This is a genomic window from Micromonospora vulcania (assembly GCF_042658605.1).
In the GTDB taxonomy this organism is placed as follows: domain Bacteria; phylum Actinomycetota; class Actinomycetes; order Mycobacteriales; family Micromonosporaceae; genus Micromonospora; species Micromonospora vulcania.
The window spans coordinates 86,616-103,537 of the sequence record NZ_JBHSQS010000012.1 but is presented as its reverse complement, the minus strand read 5'-3'; the positions used below and the strand labels follow the sequence as shown (position 1 = coordinate 103,537).

General features: G+C 69.9%; 16 protein-coding genes and 1 pseudogene. 5 read left to right on the top strand and 12 right to left on the bottom strand.

Annotated elements, in window-relative coordinates; genetic code table 11:
- Positions 1 to 96 precede the first annotated feature (96 nt).
- A pseudogene (locus ACFQGL_RS21005) lies at positions 97 to 273 on the top strand (CBS domain-containing protein); the annotation flags it as partial.
- A 33-nt stretch (positions 274 to 306) separates the two neighbouring features.
- Here ACFQGL_RS21005 and bdeA read toward each other — a convergent pair.
- The 7 genes from bdeA to ACFQGL_RS20970 all read right to left on the bottom strand — a co-directional run bounded on the left by bdeA (position 307) and on the right by ACFQGL_RS20970 (position 7,026).
- Positions 307 to 1,212 carry a bis(hydroxyethyl) terephthalate hydrolase gene (gene bdeA, locus ACFQGL_RS21000; RefSeq protein WP_377513894.1) on the bottom strand — a complete coding sequence of 302 codons (906 nt, stop codon included), beginning with the start codon at positions 1,210 to 1,212 and terminating at the stop codon, positions 307 to 309.
- A 144-nt stretch (positions 1,213 to 1,356) separates the two neighbouring features.
- Positions 1,357 to 2,595 (bottom strand): FAD-binding protein, encoded by a 1,239-nt coding sequence (locus ACFQGL_RS20995; RefSeq protein WP_377513942.1) that lies wholly within the window; start codon positions 2,593 to 2,595, stop codon positions 1,357 to 1,359.
- A gap of 38 nt (positions 2,596 to 2,633) precedes the next feature.
- Positions 2,634 to 3,485, bottom strand: a complete 852-nt coding sequence (locus tag ACFQGL_RS20990; protein WP_377513893.1) for a hypothetical protein — start codon at positions 3,483 to 3,485, stop codon at positions 2,634 to 2,636.
- 404 nt (positions 3,486 to 3,889) lie between these two features.
- A complete protein-coding gene (locus tag ACFQGL_RS20985) occupies positions 3,890 to 4,930 on the bottom strand; it encodes a hypothetical protein (protein ID WP_377513892.1) in 1,041 nt (346 codons plus the stop codon).
- On the bottom strand, positions 4,930 to 5,199 hold the full coding sequence (locus ACFQGL_RS20980; RefSeq protein WP_377513891.1) for a hypothetical protein: 270 nt from the start codon (positions 5,197 to 5,199) through the stop codon (positions 4,930 to 4,932). Before ACFQGL_RS20980 ends, ACFQGL_RS20985 begins: the two co-directional genes overlap by 1 nt.
- A gap of 442 nt (positions 5,200 to 5,641) precedes the next feature.
- Positions 5,642 to 6,424: a class I SAM-dependent methyltransferase gene (locus ACFQGL_RS20975; protein ID WP_377513890.1), complete on the bottom strand. Its 783-nt coding sequence runs from the start codon at positions 6,422 to 6,424 to the stop codon at positions 5,642 to 5,644.
- A gap of 47 nt (positions 6,425 to 6,471) precedes the next feature.
- On the bottom strand, positions 6,472 to 7,026 hold the full coding sequence (locus ACFQGL_RS20970) for a Uma2 family endonuclease (protein WP_377513889.1): 555 nt from the start codon (positions 7,024 to 7,026) through the stop codon (positions 6,472 to 6,474).
- Between the two features lie 139 nt (positions 7,027 to 7,165).
- On the opposite strand from ACFQGL_RS20970, the gene ACFQGL_RS20965 reads away from it, so the two are divergent.
- On the top strand, positions 7,166 to 7,825 hold the full coding sequence (locus ACFQGL_RS20965; RefSeq protein WP_377513888.1) for a hypothetical protein: 660 nt from the start codon (positions 7,166 to 7,168) through the stop codon (positions 7,823 to 7,825).
- On the opposite strand, the gene ACFQGL_RS20960 is transcribed toward ACFQGL_RS20965, so the two are convergent.
- Complete coding sequence (locus ACFQGL_RS20960) at positions 7,822 to 8,214, bottom strand: VOC family protein (RefSeq protein ID WP_377513941.1); 393 nt, start codon at positions 8,212 to 8,214, stop codon at positions 7,822 to 7,824. The genes ACFQGL_RS20965 and ACFQGL_RS20960 overlap by 4 nt on opposite strands.
- A 5-nt stretch (positions 8,215 to 8,219) precedes the next feature.
- A complete protein-coding gene (locus ACFQGL_RS20955; RefSeq protein WP_377513887.1) occupies positions 8,220 to 8,519 on the bottom strand; it encodes a putative quinol monooxygenase in 300 nt (99 codons plus the stop codon).
- A 228-nt stretch (positions 8,520 to 8,747) separates the two neighbouring features.
- Between ACFQGL_RS20955 and ACFQGL_RS20950 the strand changes: the two genes are divergently transcribed.
- The 3 genes from ACFQGL_RS20950 to ACFQGL_RS20940 all read left to right on the top strand — a co-directional run bounded on the left by ACFQGL_RS20950 (position 8,748) and on the right by ACFQGL_RS20940 (position 14,977).
- On the top strand, positions 8,748 to 9,767 hold the full coding sequence (locus ACFQGL_RS20950; RefSeq protein WP_377513886.1) for a methyltransferase domain-containing protein: 1,020 nt from the start codon (positions 8,748 to 8,750) through the stop codon (positions 9,765 to 9,767).
- Between the two features lie 239 nt (positions 9,768 to 10,006).
- Positions 10,007 to 12,085 carry an amylo-alpha-1,6-glucosidase gene (locus ACFQGL_RS20945; RefSeq protein ID WP_377513885.1) on the top strand — a complete coding sequence of 693 codons (2,079 nt, stop codon included), beginning with the start codon at positions 10,007 to 10,009 and terminating at the stop codon, positions 12,083 to 12,085.
- A 1,674-nt stretch (positions 12,086 to 13,759) separates the two neighbouring features.
- A complete protein-coding gene (locus ACFQGL_RS20940; protein WP_377513884.1) occupies positions 13,760 to 14,977 on the top strand; it encodes a low temperature requirement protein A in 1,218 nt (405 codons plus the stop codon).
- 152 nt (positions 14,978 to 15,129) lie between these two features.
- Here the strand turns inward: ACFQGL_RS20940 and ACFQGL_RS20935 are convergent, their stop codons facing one another.
- The 3 genes from ACFQGL_RS20935 to ACFQGL_RS20925 all read right to left on the bottom strand — a co-directional run bounded on the left by ACFQGL_RS20935 (position 15,130) and on the right by ACFQGL_RS20925 (position 16,756).
- Positions 15,130 to 15,765, bottom strand: a complete 636-nt coding sequence (locus tag ACFQGL_RS20935) for a hypothetical protein (protein ID WP_377513883.1) — start codon at positions 15,763 to 15,765, stop codon at positions 15,130 to 15,132.
- Positions 15,766 to 15,842: 77 nt separating this feature from the next.
- Positions 15,843 to 16,241, bottom strand: a complete 399-nt coding sequence (locus ACFQGL_RS20930) for a hypothetical protein (protein WP_377513882.1) — start codon at positions 16,239 to 16,241, stop codon at positions 15,843 to 15,845.
- Positions 16,242 to 16,264: 23 nt separating this feature from the next.
- On the bottom strand, positions 16,265 to 16,756 hold the full coding sequence (locus tag ACFQGL_RS20925) for a S8 family serine peptidase (RefSeq protein ID WP_377513881.1): 492 nt from the start codon (positions 16,754 to 16,756) through the stop codon (positions 16,265 to 16,267).
- Positions 16,757 to 16,922 lie beyond the last annotated feature (166 nt).

The following is a 16,922-nucleotide window of genomic DNA, read 5'->3' as shown; positions in this document are numbered from 1 at the left end:
ACCGCCGCCCGATCACACCGACCGACACACCACCTCGCCGGCTGACATGGGAACGCCACCTGCGGGTATGAGCCGGGAATGAGGGCGAGTTTCCGGCTCGGCCTGGCAGCACCCGACGAACAGCTCAACGAGCTACTCCCCCGCCTCACCGACTGCGCCGACGGCCGAGCCCTGGTGGTAACCGACAACCGCCTGGTCGGCATCGTCTCCCCCACCGACATCTCCCGAGCAGTCCAACGCACCGCCCTGCGAGCCCCCGCCAACTCCCGGTGACGGGCCGGGAGAGGCGGGAGGGAGGGGCAGGGTTCAGGAGTGGGGGCAGGTGTCCCGGTACTCCTGGATGGTTGAGGCTGCGGGAGCCGGGCAGAGGAACTGCTCGTAGCGGGTGTCGTCGTCCACGAAGCGCTTCAGCCAGGAGATGCTGTACTTGGCGACCGTCACGTTCGGCGAGGTGGGCGCGGAGTGGCTGGCGTTGTTCAACTCCAGGTACGCCTTGTCCAGTGTGGATGGCAAGCTCGTGTAGAACGGCTCGGAGTGTGACGCCACCGGCGCCACCGAGTCGTTCTCCGCGCCGACCACCAGCGTCGGCACTCGTACGCCGGACCAGTTCTTGACGCTGTGCCAGCCGGTCAGCGGAATCGCGGCCTGCAACTGCGGCCGGGTGTTCGCCGCCGACAGGCTGCCGCCGCCACCCATCGAGTGACCCATCACGGCGAGGCGGGAACGGTCGAGCCGGGTACGCACGCTGCTGGTGTTGCTCAGGTAGTCCAGGGCGGCGAGCAGCTGGGTCCCCCGGCTGGCCGGTTGGTCGTAGCGGGACAACGTGTCGATGGTGATCACCACGAAGCCCTGCGATGCGATGCGCGGCCCGAGCCAGGCCACGCTGGACTGGGTGGCGGTGTAGCCGGGCGAGATCGCCACCGCGCCGAAGGTGCCCTCGGCGGTGCTGGTCGGGTAGTAGATGGTGCCGCCGCCGAAGCCGCTCACGCTACCGGCGGAGACGGTGCTCTGGGCGATGGTGAAGTACCCCCGGGTGGCCTCGATGCTGGCCACGGTGGGGGCGGGGCCGCGCTGGTAGGGGCTGGCGGCGGCCTGGGCCGGCGGTGCGGCACCGAGGCCGGCGCCGAGCACGGCCAGGGCGACCGCCCACCGCAGGGCCCGCCGAGGGCGGCGGGTCGTCGAATGGGGGGTGGTGGTGGGTACGGGCTGCATGTCGTCGCTCCGACGGGACGAACCGACGGTCCCGGGCAGGACCGGTCGACGGCTATCCATCGACAGACGTCATCGTCCGCCCGTCTCGGTGATCGGCACCAATCCCACCCGGCACCCCCCACCGCGCTATGCCCCCGTGGGGGTTCAGCGGGGGAAGTAGTGGTCGAGCAGGTCGGTACGGAAGGTGCCGGTGGGGTCGAGCCGGGTGAGCAGGGCGGCGAAGTCGGCGTACCGGGGGTAGCGGGCGGCCAGCGTGGCCGGGTCGGTGACGAACACCTTGCCCCAGTGCGGGCGGGGCGCGAACGGCGCCAGCCGCTCCTCGACCGCGGCCACCACCGGTGCCACCGCGGCGGCGTCGTCGATCCAGGTGAAGTGCAGCACGAAGCTGTCCCGCCGATGGTTGGGGCTGAGCCACAGCTCGTCCGCCGCCACCGTACGCAGCTCACACACCAGCAGCACCGGGGCGATCAGGTGCGCCACGTCGTCCAGGGCGGCCAGCGCGTCGGCCGCGACCACACGCGGTACGTGGTACTCGGATTGGAGCTCGTCGCCACTGCTCGGTGTGAAGCCGAGCTTGAAGTGCGGCAGCCGCTCGTGCCACGGGCCCGGCTCCCCGAGCTGCGGGGTGCAGTTCTCCGCCGGCATGCCGAGCACCGGATGCCGCGGCTGGTCGGCGGCCGTGGTGCCGAGCCAGTCCGCCGGGGGCGGCGGCTGGTCCGCCCGCTGCTTGCGCCACACCTCGCGCAGCCGCGGCGTGCGCCAGTCGGTGAAGACGCTGACGCTGTACGCCGAGCCGAGCGCCTCGTCCAGCGCCTCGCGGGGCAGGTCGAGCCGGACGTACTGGCGCACCTCGAAGGTCGGCACCACGTCCAGGGTGACCCGGGTGACCAGGCCGAGCGCGCCGAGCCCGACCACCATGCCGGCGAACGTGTCCCGGTCGGTGTCGCGGTCGACGCGCAGCAGATCGCCGTCGGCGGTGACCAATTCCAGGCCGGCGACCGAGGTGGCCAGGTTGCCGTGGGTCTGACCGGAGCCGTGGGTGGCGGTGGCGATCGCCCCGGCCACCGAGATGTGTGGCAGCGAGGCGAGGTTGGCCAGCGCGTACCCCTTGGTGTGCAGGTGCCGGGCGACGTCGCCGTAGCGCAGCGCGCCGGCGACGGTGACCTGCCCGCGCGCGGCGTCCAGCTCGATCACCGGGGGCAGACCCGCCAGGGTGACCAGGTCGCCGGCGGTGTCGCCGAAGCGGTTGAAGGAGTGCCCGCTGCCCACCGCGCGGATCCGGGTGCTGCCGGCGACCAGCCGGCGCAGTTCGTCGACCGAGGTGGGCCGGTGGAATGCCCGCGCGGCGTAGCGCACGTTGCCGGCCCAGTTGCGGTGCGGCACCTCGGCTGCGGCCAACGGGCCGCCCGGTCCCGGTGCGGTCACGAGGTGGTCCGGTCGGTGGACGGGCGGTCGGCCAGCGCGGCGGCGAGGGCGTCCAGCGCGGCATCGGTCGGGAGGGTGGCGTACCCCCGCTGGGCGATCGGCAGGCCGGCGGCGCAGGCCCGTTCGATCTCGTCGCGGGCCGCCTGCCGGACCTGCGCGTCCCCGGACACCAGGGCGTCCTGGCCGAGCCGGATCAACTGGTCGACCTGATCCATCTTGTAGCCGCGCAGGCCCACCGGGAAGTCCGGGGCGGCGAAGGCGGCGCGGCGCTGCGCGGGCAGGTCCGCGTACCGCTCGCCGGCATAGCGGGTGAGCGCCGCGGACACCTGTTCCGGTTGTTCCCGGATCTGGTCGAGGATGAGCAGCTCGATGGCGGGCCGGCCGTCGACCGGATGACGGGCGGTCATCGGCGGCCCCAGGGTCACCCCCGCCGCGGGCACCAGCAGCAGCCGTGGTGGCACCGCACGGCCGTCCTGTCGGACCGGCTCGTCGAGGACCAGCGCCTCGACCTCGGCCCACCGGATCGACCGGCGCAGGCCGGGCCGCCGGACGGTCAGCCCGTCCGCGCCGATCCCGAACCGGAACGGCCGCAACGCGCTGACCAGCGCCACCACGCCGAGTGCGACGGCCCCGACCGCGACGATCGTCCGCAGCAGGGCGCCGTCGTTCGGCAATGACAGCAGAACCACCCCACCGAGTACGCAGGCCAGGGCGAGCACAAGGGCTCCCCGATTCCGGCGCAATTCCACGCTCGGACCCCCGTTCATGACCGTGGCGTCGGTCCCGACATCCTCCGCCAGACCGGGCACCAGGACCACCGGTCGATCGGGCACGGTTGTTCTCGTCATCGTCGGGGAACCTACGCCCATGAGCAGCTACCGTGATCCGGCCCCACGGGGCGACGTCTTCCCCTCCGAGGAGGAGTTGGACCCGACCGGCAGCGCGGTGGAGCCGGCCAGCGCCCCGCCCGGCGGCCGGCTGCACAGCCACCCCGCGCCCACGCCCGGCCCCCGTCCCACACCCGCCCCCGCACCCGCCCCGACGCCGGTCCCGTCGCCCGGTCCACCGCCCCGCGCCCCTGCCGCGCGGTCGATCGTGACCCGGCATCTGGACGGCTCGGTGGAGGTGGTCACCGACGTCGACGGCGACGGTGCGCCCGACATCCCGGTGCCGCTCCCGGCAGCCCGAACGGGCCCCCGCCGGCCTGCGCCGGCGAGGGCCCCACAACGGCGATCCGACGCCGCCGGGTCGGTCAGACGTACGGCGGGGTGGCGTACGCGGTTCGCAGCGCGGCCAACCCGGCCGGCTTCGGGACCAGGGTGCCCCAGCCGGAGTTGAAGTAGTTGGTCCGGGCGATCAGCGGCCCTCGCTCGGCGTTGAGCGTGGCCACCGCCGGCGGCACGGTGGCGATCCAGGCGGCCTGGTTGGGGAACTCGGCCACCCGTACCCCCCACTCGGCGATCAGCACCGGACGGGACAGCCCCACCGGGCCGAGGTCGGCCACCGCCCAGTCTTTGGTCCGCCGGAATCGCGACAGCGCGGTGTCACCGGCGTTGGTGGCGTAGACGTTCCACTGCAGGAAGTCCAGCCGGGCCATCAGCGATTCCGGGTGGATGCGCTGGAAGCAGGCCCGGTCGAAGCCGGCGATCCCGACCGAGAAGGTCGTGCCGCCCGGCAGAGTGCGCGCCTTGAACCAGGTGAGGATGTAGTTGACCGCCTGCACCGCGCGGGCGTCGGACTGGGCCCAGGTGAACGGGACGCCGGCCTCGGTGGTGCCGAACTCGTGATCGGTGTCGAACTCGGAGGCGAGCTGGATGTTCACCCCGAAGCCGAGCGTCCGATACTGCGACAGGGCGCGGGCGAAGAGCCCGTCGCACTGGCCGCTGAGCACCTGTCCGTACCCGTAGGCCTTGGGCCAGGTGGTGCCGGGACGCTGCTGGATGGTCATCGCGGGAGCCGGCACGGTGTAGGTGGTGCCGTCCACGGTGAAGGTCTGCGGCCCGTCGGTCGGGGCGCCGTAGTGCTTGAACTCCAAAATCATGTTGATCATCACCCCCGCGTCGCCCAGGGTGATCAACCAGGGGCGGTTGTAGCCGGGGAAGATGTAGCCGTCGGCGAAGCTGCGGTACTGGGTCAACGAGCGGAAGTTGCCGCCGACCATGTCGGTGGTCGGGTCGGCGTTGCCGGCGAGGTAGTAGCCGCCGAGCACCGGCTGCAGGCCGACGATGTAGTCGGCAGTCGCGGTGGCGGTGTGCCCGGCGCTGTCCCGCACCACAACGGTGACGCGGGGCATCACGCCACCGCCCGATACACGGCGACGGAACCGGTGTCGGAGACCCGGGCCCAGGTACGCCCCGAGTCGTCGGTGACGACGAGGGTGAGCGGGTCGATCACCACGTTTGCCCGAACCGGTGCGCTGCTGTTGCCCTGCGCGTCGGTGACCACGATGGTGACGGTCAGGGGCTTGGTATCGGCATCGGAGTAGGTCACGGTCAGCAGCATCTGCTCGCCCGGTGCGAACACCGCTGCGCTCAGACGTGCGATCACGGTCGGAGTGGCCATATCAGGCCCTCTCTGGTTGGGGCCGCCGGTTCCGGGCACGCCAAGAAGCGCCGCCGGACCGGCGGGGAGTGCACGATGTTCAGGGAGCAGGCGGGATACCGGCGCGGCAGCGCGGCCGGAAGGCGACGTCGTCGGTGCTGACGTCCTTGTCCCGATGGGTGGTGACACCTCTGCGGGCGCCCGCAGAGGTGTCGGCGGCAGCCACGAGCCAGGCCGAACGCGTGGGCCGGCGGGCTACGCCGTGTCCGCCGCGACGGCGGGGCCGAGCTGGGTGGAGGCGACCTCGGTGCGGACGGTGCTGGCCGCACCCGGCCGGAGGAATCGGATGTGGCTCGCCATCCGTCAGCCTCTCCACCTGCCCCAACAGTGCTCTACCAGGGGCCTCACCGTCTTGTCGGTTATGCGACAGAGACCCCCGCTGAGCTGGGAAGATGCTCGTTTCTCACGTTAGCGCGGTGCCGCGTACGGCCCAGGCCCGGGCGGTGAGCCGGATCGAGCCGTCCGACTCGATCGGCAGCCGCGCCGCGAGCAGGCTACGCAGCGCGATCCGATCCGGTTCGGCCAGCGTCGCGACGTACGCCGGCGCCGCGCCCTGTCCGCCGAGGAACGGCGTCCAGTAGTCGGCGAAGTCGGTGAAGACGGTCGGCACCTCGACCGGCCGGACCGACACCTCGCCCAGCCCGGCGTCGTTCCAGAGCTCCCGCAGGCCGTCCGGCGAGCACATCGTGAAGCGGCGCCCCTCGTCCAACTCCGCCGCGACCGGATCGAACTGCCCGGCAGCGGACCAGAAGTACCGCATCATCGCCATTCCGTCGGCATAGTCCCAGACGTACGCGGCCACCGTCCCCGCCGGCCGGACGACCCGGGCGAACTCGGCCACCGCCCGCGCCGGTTCCGGCACGAAGTTGAGCGTCAACCCACTGACCACCACGTCCGCGCTGTGGTCGGACAACGGCAGCGCACCGGCGTCGCCGACCTGGAAGGTCGCGCGCGCATCGCCGACGCGGGCCCGCGCGTTACCCACGAAGCCGGCCGAGCGGTCGACGCCGGTCACCCGAACGGGATCCGCCCCGGTGAGGATCGTCGAGGTCAGTGCGCCGGTGCCGCAACCCACGTCCAACCAGTGCCGCCCGGGTGGCGCGTCCAGCCCGGTCAGGAAGTCGGCCGCGACCAGCCGGCTCCACCGACCCACGTACGCCTCGTACGCGTCACCATCCGCCCACATCAGGCAACGATACGACGGGTCGACACCGTAGATGGTCCGGCCTGGATTCAGTCGAGGTGATCGGCGGGCGCCGTCTGGAGCAGCCAGGCCAGCGGCATCCGCGCCCGCTCCTCGTACGCGCCGTCTCCGCCGAGCCGGTGCAGGGTCACCGTCTGCGCACCGTCCCGGTCCACCACCCAGTACTGCGGAATCCCCGCCGACGCGTACTCGCGGACCTTGGTCACCGAGTCCATCGCCTCCGAGCCGGGCGAGACGATCTCCACCACGAGCACGACGTCGGCCACCGTTGCCCACACGCTTCGGGTCGGCGGCTTGTGCCACACGCTGAGATCGGGGATCCGACCGCCGTCACCGTCCGGCCCGGGGATCCGCACGCCGGCCGCCTGGAGCACCTGTTCGGCAGGCCAGCCAGCCAAGATCAGCCACGCGAAGAGACGACTGGCGATCATGGCGTGTTCCGAGTCGGGCGGCGGCATGACCGACAGGACCCCCTCGGGGCTCGTCTCGTAGCGGTGGCCGTTCGGGTCGGCGGCATTCATCGCCGCAACGTCGTCGAGCGTCACGACGGCAGGCATGTGCATGCCAACGGCCTCAGCGCTCATGAGCCTCATCCTAGGTGACGCTTTGGCGATCAACGGTCACCGCGCTCTGCCGGCGCCGATCTTCGCCTGTTGCGGCGGTCGACTCCAGGCGGGGTCGCGTGCCCCCACGCTCTTGATCGGTTACGCCACAATGCCTTCCGTGGACACCCAGACCGTGACGGTGGAGAAGGTACATCTCTGGCCTCGTGCCCTGGCGGGGGCCGCGCTGCTGTCGTCCGCCCTCTTCGGTGGCTGGGTGTACCAGACGCACGACAGCACCACGGCTTTCTGGACGGCGTGGCTACCGGTCGTACTGACGGCGATCCCCCTGTTCCTCGTACGGCGTAAGCCATTCGAGTACGCCAGCCTCGCCGCCGGCGTCCTGCTGCTCGTCCTGGCGTCCCTCCTCCCGGCGGCGCTGATTCTCCTGGCCCCGATCGCGGATCCCCGTCGGTCGCCACGCCGTGCACGGGTAGCGGTGCTCGTCGGCGCCGCGCTGGTCGTCGTCACGTGCGTGGCATCGGCCGGACCGATCCACCGGTCGCTGACGGAACCGCCGGCCGGATTCGTCGTCCACGGCCTTCCCGATCTCACCGCGACCGACTCGGCGGCGGTGAAGGCCGCGACCAGCGGGCCCGGCGTGGTGGAGACCAGCACCGTCACCCGCGCCGACGGCAAGGGCGTGACCATGACCGTCAGGTTCGGACCCGGCCTTTCGGCGGACGGGCAGGAGCAGCTCCGGCAAGCCCTGGCGAAGGCACCTGGCGTGACGAAGGTCTGCTCGTGGTACCGGGACAACCGGCTCCGCTCGGCCTGCTAACCGGGCCGTCGCAGGTGCTGGACGATCTGGATCGGGTTGCCGTCCGGGTCGGCGGTCCAGGCGATCAACAGACGGTCGAGCCAGGTGTGGGGTGCGACCAGCGCCGGGGCGCCCTGGGCGGTGAGGTGGGCGTACGCCGCGGTGGTGTCGTCGGTCCACAGGATCACCGCGGCCCGCTGGCCGTCGGGCACCGGGTCGAGGCCATGGTCGTCGCGGGTGGAGGCGACCGAGGCGATGCCGATCTTGTAGCCGTCGAGCGTCAGGTCGACGTGGATGGGCTCGCCCTCGGTCGGCACCCGGAACGTCTCGGTGAACCCGAGACCCGCGTAGAACTCCGCGGCACGCGGGATGTTCTCGCTGAACAGGATGACCTGCGGCGTACGAAACATCGAGGTCACACCCCCAGTCCCCCGGCCACGGTCAGTTCCTGACCGGTGAACTCGCCGGTGAGCATCGGCATGGCCTTGCCGATGGCGGCCCTGGTCTCGGGGAGTTGCAGGGAGGCGGCGTGGTGCTCCTTGCTCTGCCACACCTCACTGACCCAGATCGTGACGTCGTCGGTGGTCGAGACGCTCACCACGTACAGGTCGCAGCCCGCCTCGCGCAGGCCGTCGACGCCGCTGAGCAGGATGGCCACGACGTCGTCGCGGTGGCCCGGGGTCGTCTTCATCGAACCGATGTATCCGTACGGCACAGCTACTCCCTCACCTCGCGCGCTCCTCGGGCCGCCGAAGGCGCCGGTCGACGACCGGTCCGAGCCTAGAGGGACCCCGACCGCATTCGATGCCCGTCGGGCGGCGGCGGAGCCCATGCTCACCGTGTGACCGGCGGCATACCTGGTCCAGCGAACTTCCGGCCCGATGAACGCATCTGGCCGAGGTGAGCACCGATCGGGGTGCTGACCTGGAGAAAGGTGAGCGGTGTGAGCAACGACGTACAGCCCATGGAGCGACTCGCGCTCGCCGGCGGTGCCCGGCAGAGCCTTGATACCTGGATCGCCGGGGCACAGATCCTGGCGCTGTTGACCGCGGTCGACGAACAGGGCTGGACGGGCTTCCTCGCCGAGCCCCGTGACCTCGACGCACTGGCCGAGTTCTCCGGCCTCCCGCCGGCCCGCCTGCACGATCTGCTGGCCGCGCTGGAGGCGCACGGTGTCGTCCAGCAGCAGGACGGGACCGTACGACTCAGCCCGTCGTTCGAAGCCCTCGCCGCCGACGACGCGATGATCGGTCTGAGCGACGTGCTGGCCGGTGCCGCACTGATGAACCGGCAGGTCCGCACGGCCGCCGAGGCCTCCGGCGCGCTGGCGCTGACCGACGCCGACGCGCTGGTCCTCGCCCGCGCGGTGGGCGCGCGGGTCACCCCGGTCACCAGGACGGTGTACGGGAACCTCCTCACCACGCAGCTCACCGAGATGGCCGAGGCCGCCCAGACCGGGCGCTGGCTGGACGTCGGCTGCGGGATCGCCGGGGCGACCCTCACCATGGCGACTCTCTTTCCGCAGCTGCGGGCACTGGCCATCGAGCTGGTGCCGCTCGTCGCGGCCGAGGCGGTACGGCGGGCCGAGGCCCTCGGGGTCGCCGACCGGGTCGAGATCAGGCGCGCGGACGCCCGGGACATCGACGAGCAGGGCACGTTCACCGGCGCCTTCTGGGCGCAGCCGTTCTTCCCCGAGTCGGCCCGAACAGCGACGCTCGCCATGATCCGGCGCGCGCTCAAGCCCGGCGCGCTGCTGCTGGTCCAGGAGTTGGAGCCGGAACCGCAGGAGACCGACCGGCCCGCGTACGCGCTGCGGCGGCTGGTGTACCAGGGCTGGGGCGCGCCCTTCGGCCGGACCGCCGAGCAGTTGGCCGCCGAGGCCGAGTCGGCCGGCTTTGACCTGGTACGCGTCGCCTCCACCGACGTCGGCCGCTTCGTGATCCTCCGCCGACCCGCCGAGTGATCCAGAAGGGCAGGCCGAACCCTGCTGCTCACCGCCCTGCTGCCCCCTCGCCCGGACGGGGTGGGTCACCGGTTCAGGCGCTCGCGGCCACCGGCTGGGGATACGGTGAATCGCAGCCCTCGTACGTCTCGTCTTCTCTCCTTGCCGGAAGGTGTGTCGTGGCGAACGACGCTCGTCGGCCTACCCCGGCCGATCCGATGCCCCAGGTGACGCGTCGGAGTGCCATACCGAGCGAGACCGTGCGGAACCTACCGCCGGAGTTGGGGCCGGACGCGGTCGGCGTACTCGAATATCGGACGTTCATGTTCTCCAACGCGGCCGGGGACGTGCCGCCGGGTTCGATCGGCGGACTGGTGAACGACGACACCCGCCTGCTGAGTCGGTGGGAACTCACGATCTGCGGGTCGCCCCTGCTGATCCTGCGTTCCGGCACGGTCGAGGACTACTCGGCGGCGTTCTTTCTCGCCAATCCCGAGCTTCCCGGCCTGCAGGCCAACGCCATCGGGGTACGCCGGCAGCGGTTCATCGGCGGTGGCCTGCACGAACGCATCGAACTGCAGTCGTACGTCGACGAGCCGGTGACGATCCAGCTGCGGCTGGCCGCCGGTACGGACTTCGCGGATCTGTTCGAGATCAAGGAGACCGTCCGGGACCGCTCGCACCAGATCACCCGGTCCCATGCCCCGGACGGGTCGCGGCTGGACTTCGCATACCGCAACGGCACCTTCGAGGCCCGTACGCAGGTGCTGGCGGATCCGCCGGCCGACCGGGTCGACGGCGACGAGCTGGTGTGGGAACTGGACCTGGTGCCCAACCAGAAATGGCGGTGTCACCTGCGGGTCCCGCTGTACTACGACGAGAAGGAGATCGCGCCGACGGAACGCGGCTTCGGCGAGGCGTTCGACGTCGAGCAGGACGATCCCCTGGCCCGCTGGCAGAATGCCAAACCGGTCCTGGAGACAGATTCTGAGCTGCTGCGCGATGTGTACCACAAGTCGACCCTGGATCTGACCGCCCTGCGGACCGAGATACGCCTAAAGGACGAAGCTGTCGTTCTGTTGTCGGCCGGGCTGCCGTGGTTCCTCACCCTCTTCGGCCGGGACACACTGATCACCGCGTACCAGACGATGGGTGGCGGGCCGGATCTGGCGCGCGGCGCTCTGCTCGTCCTCGCCCGCTACCAGGGCAACGAGTTCGACGACTTCACCGACCAGGAGCCGGGCAAGATCCTGCACGAGTACCGGTCCGGTGAGCTGACCAAGCTCGGCCTCAAACCCCACAACCCTTACTACGGCAGCGTCGACGCCACCCAACTGTGGCTGATTCTGCTCTCCGAATACTGGCGCTGGACCGGTGACGACCAGTTCGTCCAGAGCCTGCGGGACAACGCGTACGCCGCACTGCGCTGGATCGACGAATACGGCGACAGCAACGACGACGGCTACGTCGACTACGCCACCCGCTCGACCCAGGGACTCGGCAACCAATGCTGGCGCGACTCCTGGGACGGCATCCTCTTCTCCGATGGTGCTATGCCCGTCCTGCCGATCGCGACCTGCGAAACACAGGGCTACACGTACGACGCCAAGCTGCGCCTCGCCGAACTCGCCGACGGCCCACTCGACGACCCGTCGCTCGCCAGCCGGCTCCGCAGCGCAGCCGCGGATCTGCGCGCCCGCTTCAACCAGGACTTCTGGATCGACGACCGCGGCGGCTACTACGCCCTCGGCCTCGACGGCGACAACCGGCAGATCGACTCGATGACCTCCAACATGGGCCACCTGCTGTGGAGCGGCATCGTGCCCAGCGAGCGCGCCGCGATCGTCGCCGGCCAACTCATGTCCGACCAGCTCTTCTCCGGCTGGGGCGTCCGCACCACCTCCACCGACGACCGCCCGTACAACCCGATCGGCTACCACCGGGGCACCGTCTGGCCGCACGACAACTCGCTCATCGCCCATGGCCTCGCCCGGTACGGCTTTCGGCGGGAGGCCAACCGCATCATCCTGGCGATGCTCGACGCCGCGCGGTTCTCCGAATTCCGTCTCCCGGAGGCCTTCTCCGGCTACGACCGGTCCTTCGGGCGCGCCCCGGTCCCCTATCCCACCGCCTGCAACCCGCAGGCCTGGGCCAGTGCGGCTCCGCTCCTGTTCCTGCGCACGATGCTCGGCACGGAGCCCCGTAACCGTCAGCTCACCCTCGACCCCGAGATCCCGCCCGAGATCGGCCGGATCCGGATGACGAACGTGTCGGCGTTCGAGCTGCGGTGGGACATCGAGGCGACCACAACCCAGTCCAACGTACGCCTGGCAACCTGAGCCAGGTTCACCCGTGACTGTCGGGATTGATCCGGCCGGCGGCTCTGGGCCACGGGACGGTGGGGCAGGTAGGCGCGTCGGTGGCGTTGCAACCGTTCTGCTCGCGGATCTGGCGCCACTGCTGGTGCGCGGCGAAGACGCGGCTCAGGGTACGGACCGTCGGTGAGCACTCCGTCCGTGGCCACGACGCTCGCCTTCGGCCGATCGAGCCCGCCGCCGTACACCCACACGCCAGCGTTCACGGCCTCAGCCCGCGCTCACCGAGAAGTTCCCACCTCCCGGTCGCCAGCGACATCGGCGCCCGCAGTAGGGACGTACACCGGCTCCCACAGCCGCACGACGACCGCCCCGAAGCCCCCGCCCGGCGACTTGCGCCGCCGGCACACGAAGGGCGAAGAGTGCGTCGACGGTCAATGGCTGTGCGCGCAGCGTCAATGAGACCGACGTCTCCGGAGAGCCATCATGGTTCGACCCTCCAAGCACGTCGATTGGAGTGGGTTATGTCGTCAGTCTAGGGACCCTGGGAAAACGTCCCCAAGACAACGAGCGGCGACCTGATGGAACCGCAGAGGAGAGAGCTGATGGCCAAGTCCCCGGGACCTGCGAAGCGTCAAGTCTTACAGTCCATCGTCTACACGATTCTCGCCTCCCTAGTTCTTGTCATATCCGGGACGGGACCGGCAACGGCAGCCCCCGCGCAGCGCCCAGCCTTCGCGGACCAGGCGCAGAGGGCCGGCCTGAGTTCCGCCCAGTCGCGGCAGTTGCAGGCTGAGGTCGACTCCTACCTCGCCAAACTCGGCGGAAATCAGGTGGCCGCGAACGAGATATCGCTCGGCCAGGGCGCTCGGATCCTGGTCGCCCTCCCCGGAGAACGGAAGGCCCGAAGTCTCACTTCGGCATTGCGTGAGCCAAACGGATGTCCGTACCAGTACCTCTGCGCATATCAATACCAGAACTTCGAAGGCTCGGCATACCATGTAACAAAGTGCGGTAGCACAAACGCCCCATATATCCCCTGGTCTGGGTATGGTTCGTGGCGCAACAACCAGACGTCCGGAACCCGGCCGGTCTTCTGGCGGTGCTCAGGCTATTTGGATTGGATGCCGCCCGCATACTCCAGCAATTCGTCCTATGACTGGACTCCGATCTGCTACACCCAGGCCTGTTGACCGCATTCGCAGAGACTCACCTGCCCCGATAACTCCACGCATCGCACGGCCGACCGTTCGAGCCTGGGCAGTCTGCCACCGGAACCTCGGTCTCCGGCGAGACCAACAAGGACATAGGGACGCCGTAGGCCAGCGGGCTACTCCGAAGCCCGCTGGCGTACGCGCGTGCCCGACGGCGCGGCCGTGACGCCCGTGGCCCGCATCCAAGTGACCCCGGCGACTCCATCAACTCCGGGGCATCGTCGAGAACCTGAAAGACTGTTGGCGCTGGTCGGCCAACAGGCGCTTAACGCGATGCGAACCTTTCGACTATTGCCGGTGCGGCTCGAAAAACCGCCACGCAGCCTGCTCACAGTGGATGTCGACGCGCTATTCGAAGCGGGGTGAGGCTGGCCTGGCGGGCGACGTCGTCGTGCTCCACGTCGTTGTTGGCGTCTTACGCGTGGGCGGCACGGCGACGTGGTACGACTGCTTCAGCCACAAGCAGACGACGCGGGCGGGACCGGTGACAACGAACAGAGTGGCCCACCTGCTGCGCAAGCGTGAGAGTCCGCAGCGGCCGACCTTCCTGGAACTGTTCTTCGATCTGGTGTACGTCTTCGCGCTCACCCGGATCGTGCACGAGTTCGTGCTGGACTACACCAGGGGTCACGTCGCCGAGACGTTGACGACTTCCCTCTCGGAGAACGGCGAGACTCTGCTGCTGTTCCTGGCCCTCTGGTGGATCTGGACCCAGACGGCGTGGACGACCAGCAGGTACGACCCGTTCCAGCCGGCGATCCAGTTCATTGTCCTCGCGACGATGTTCGGGAGCCTGTTGCTGGCGGTCGCGATATCCGGTGCTCTCGCCGAGACCGGGCTGCTTTTCGCGAGCACGTACGTCGCGCTCCAGGTGGGCCGTACCCTCTTTTTCGTACTCACCCTGCGGGGTCACGATCTGCGGCGCGTCAACATGCTGGCGCTCGTCTGGTTCGGCGTTTCGGCCGTGCCGTGGCTCAGCGGGGCATTCTTCGCGTCGGAGGTGGCGCGGAACTCGCTGTGGACGCTGGCCCTGGTGATCGACTACCTGGGGGGCAGACTCGGCTGGCCCGTACCGCGGCTGGGTCGTTCGCGGGTGTCCCCGTGGGCCGTCGCGGGCGAGCACCTGGCCGAACGCTACTGGCAGTTCGTCATCGTCGCGCTTGGTGAGACGATCCTGACCTCCGGAATGAGTCTTCTACGCGGCCCGATCGTGGTCGAACGAACCTTGGCCCTCGCATTGTCGTTCCTCACCACGGTGCTGCTGTGGCGAATCTACTTCTACCGGGCCGGCCAGATCCTGGGCGAGGCCATCGCGGCATCCGCCAACCCCGGCCGGCTCGGTCGATCGGTCGAGATCGCCCATCTGCTCATGGTGTCCGGCATCGTCTTTACCTCGGCCGGTTCCGAACTCGTCCTCATGGATCCAACGGGACACGCCAAACCCGCCTGGGTCGTCGCCATCCTCGGCGGTCCCGCGCTCTACCTCGCCGGGCGCTCAGTATTCGAGCACGTGGCATTCGCACGCGTGTCCCGGCCACGGCCGATCGGGATCCTCGTCCTCGCGGCCATGGCGCTGGTGCTGGTCGGCCAGCCGCCACTCGGGGTCGGTGCGGCAGCCGCCGCCGTCCTGCTCGGCATCGCCGTCTCGGACGCGATCCGCGCCCACGGACGCCCACTGGAGCAGGCCTCTCCGCCCCACTGACGCGTGCCCGCGGTCCCACCAGATCATTCGTGTGATCGGAGGCCACCCGAGCGACGAGCGCAGCTCGCGAGCCGTCTCACCCGCGGACCTGCGGATCGAGGACGGACGAATCACCGAGCACAGAGATCGCGAGGTCGCTGAGAAGGACCGCCTCACAACTTCCGCTGATCTTTCACCCTCAGCAGGGCAGCTGCGCGGATCAAGGGTGCGGCCAAGTTGGGGATCTGGTATGGGCTGTCGATTCGGCCAGGCTGGTAGGTCATCAGCTCTGTCTGGTGCAGGGCCCAGAGTGGCACGGTGCCAGCGAGGTGTTCGGCTCGTAGGGCAGGCCCGACGAGCTGCCCCACGGCTACCGGATCACCGGCCACCCGGTAGTGCTTGTCAAAGTTCTGGTCGCCGGTCACGGGCCCGGCGTCGCCGAACAGGACTTGACCAATTCGGGAGACGGCGGTGCGTGGCTGTACAGAGATCGCGGGATGAGGCTCGTCGAGGTGGACCACGATCACGACGTAGGGATGGCTGTGACTGGACGTGGTGGTGGTCGTACCGCCCATTCCATCGCCGCTGGTGGAGGTGTGCGTCTCGGTGTACGAGTATTCGGCGACGCTGACCCGGTAGCCGCCGACCGCACCGAACAGGGCCAGGGAGACACCACGTCGGTTACGGCCCGGCAGCCGGCTGCCCCAGTCGACGTTCGGTGCCGGAACGACGGTCCAGCCGTGCTGCATGGCCCATTGTTGGAACACATCGCGCCGGTCTCGCTCGCGTCTGCGGGAGTACGCGATCAACCCGACGAGCAACCCCACGAGCGCGAGGGCGAGAACGCAGCCGAGCACCGCGAGGACCGCTACGCCTTCCATACGAGTCAGCGGCGCCGGGCAGCAGGCAGGGACAGGGCCGCCAGGATCGGCGGCCCGAGCAGCAGGATGACCGAGGCGAGCGTGATGAGCCCGACCGTCGAGTCAGAGCTGATCAGATAGAAGATCCCCACCACGACCAGGGCAGCCGCGCCCACTGCGGTCAAGGCGACAGCGCCCCACAACAGACCGCGGGTTGGCCCACCGCTCCGCCCGGCCGCCAGCCGCGCGTTCGCCGCGAGTACCGCGAGCGAACCCACGAGCCCGAGACCGCTCCCGGCCACGAGAGGAACCAGCACGCTGGCCGCCTGGATCGTGGCCAGGTAGGCCACAAACACCAGCAACAGGAGGTACGCGACGGCTAGCAGCCCGGCGAGTACGGTCAGCGCTCGCGTTCCCCGCGGCACGCCGGTTGGACCGTTGGCTGCTGTCATGGCCGCAGCCGCCAGTCGGTGTCGTCCGGGACCCCCGGGTCGCGGATGTCCTGCGCTACCTCGCCGTCGTCGCCGTCGCCCTCGCTGCCACTCAGTGCGATCGGCAGCACCTTCGCCTCCGGTGCGATGCCGAGCTGCCGGTTCCGGTCGCCGCCTCGACCCGCGATCAGGCCTGCCATTGACGTGCCGTGCCCATCCTTCGTGTCCCGATCAGCCCAACCAGTCGGTGACCCCGCCGTTACGACGCTCGCGCTGCCGGCCAACTGGCCGGCGAGTGCCGGATGCTTCGCGTCGACGCCGCTGTCGATGACGGCGACGGTCACCCCGCGACCCTTGGTGATCTCGTGGGCCTGCGGGATCTTCAGCGTGTCGAGATACCACTGCAGGCCGCGTACCGTGTCGGCGGCTCGCGCCGGTGCCTGCACGCCCATCACCCCGGAGCCGACCACCGCACCAACCATCGACGCGGCGACGACAGACCTCAGCACCGACCAACGACCTTCGCCCCTACGCACGGCACTCCCCGAACCTTGATCACTCGCTACACGGTGCGGCTACGGTCCGCCTTGCCAGACCGGCGCCACGACGGACACATCGTCTCAGCCACACACCTCGGCATTGCTCATCTCGGTGGAGACCTCGGTGCGCGTGGCC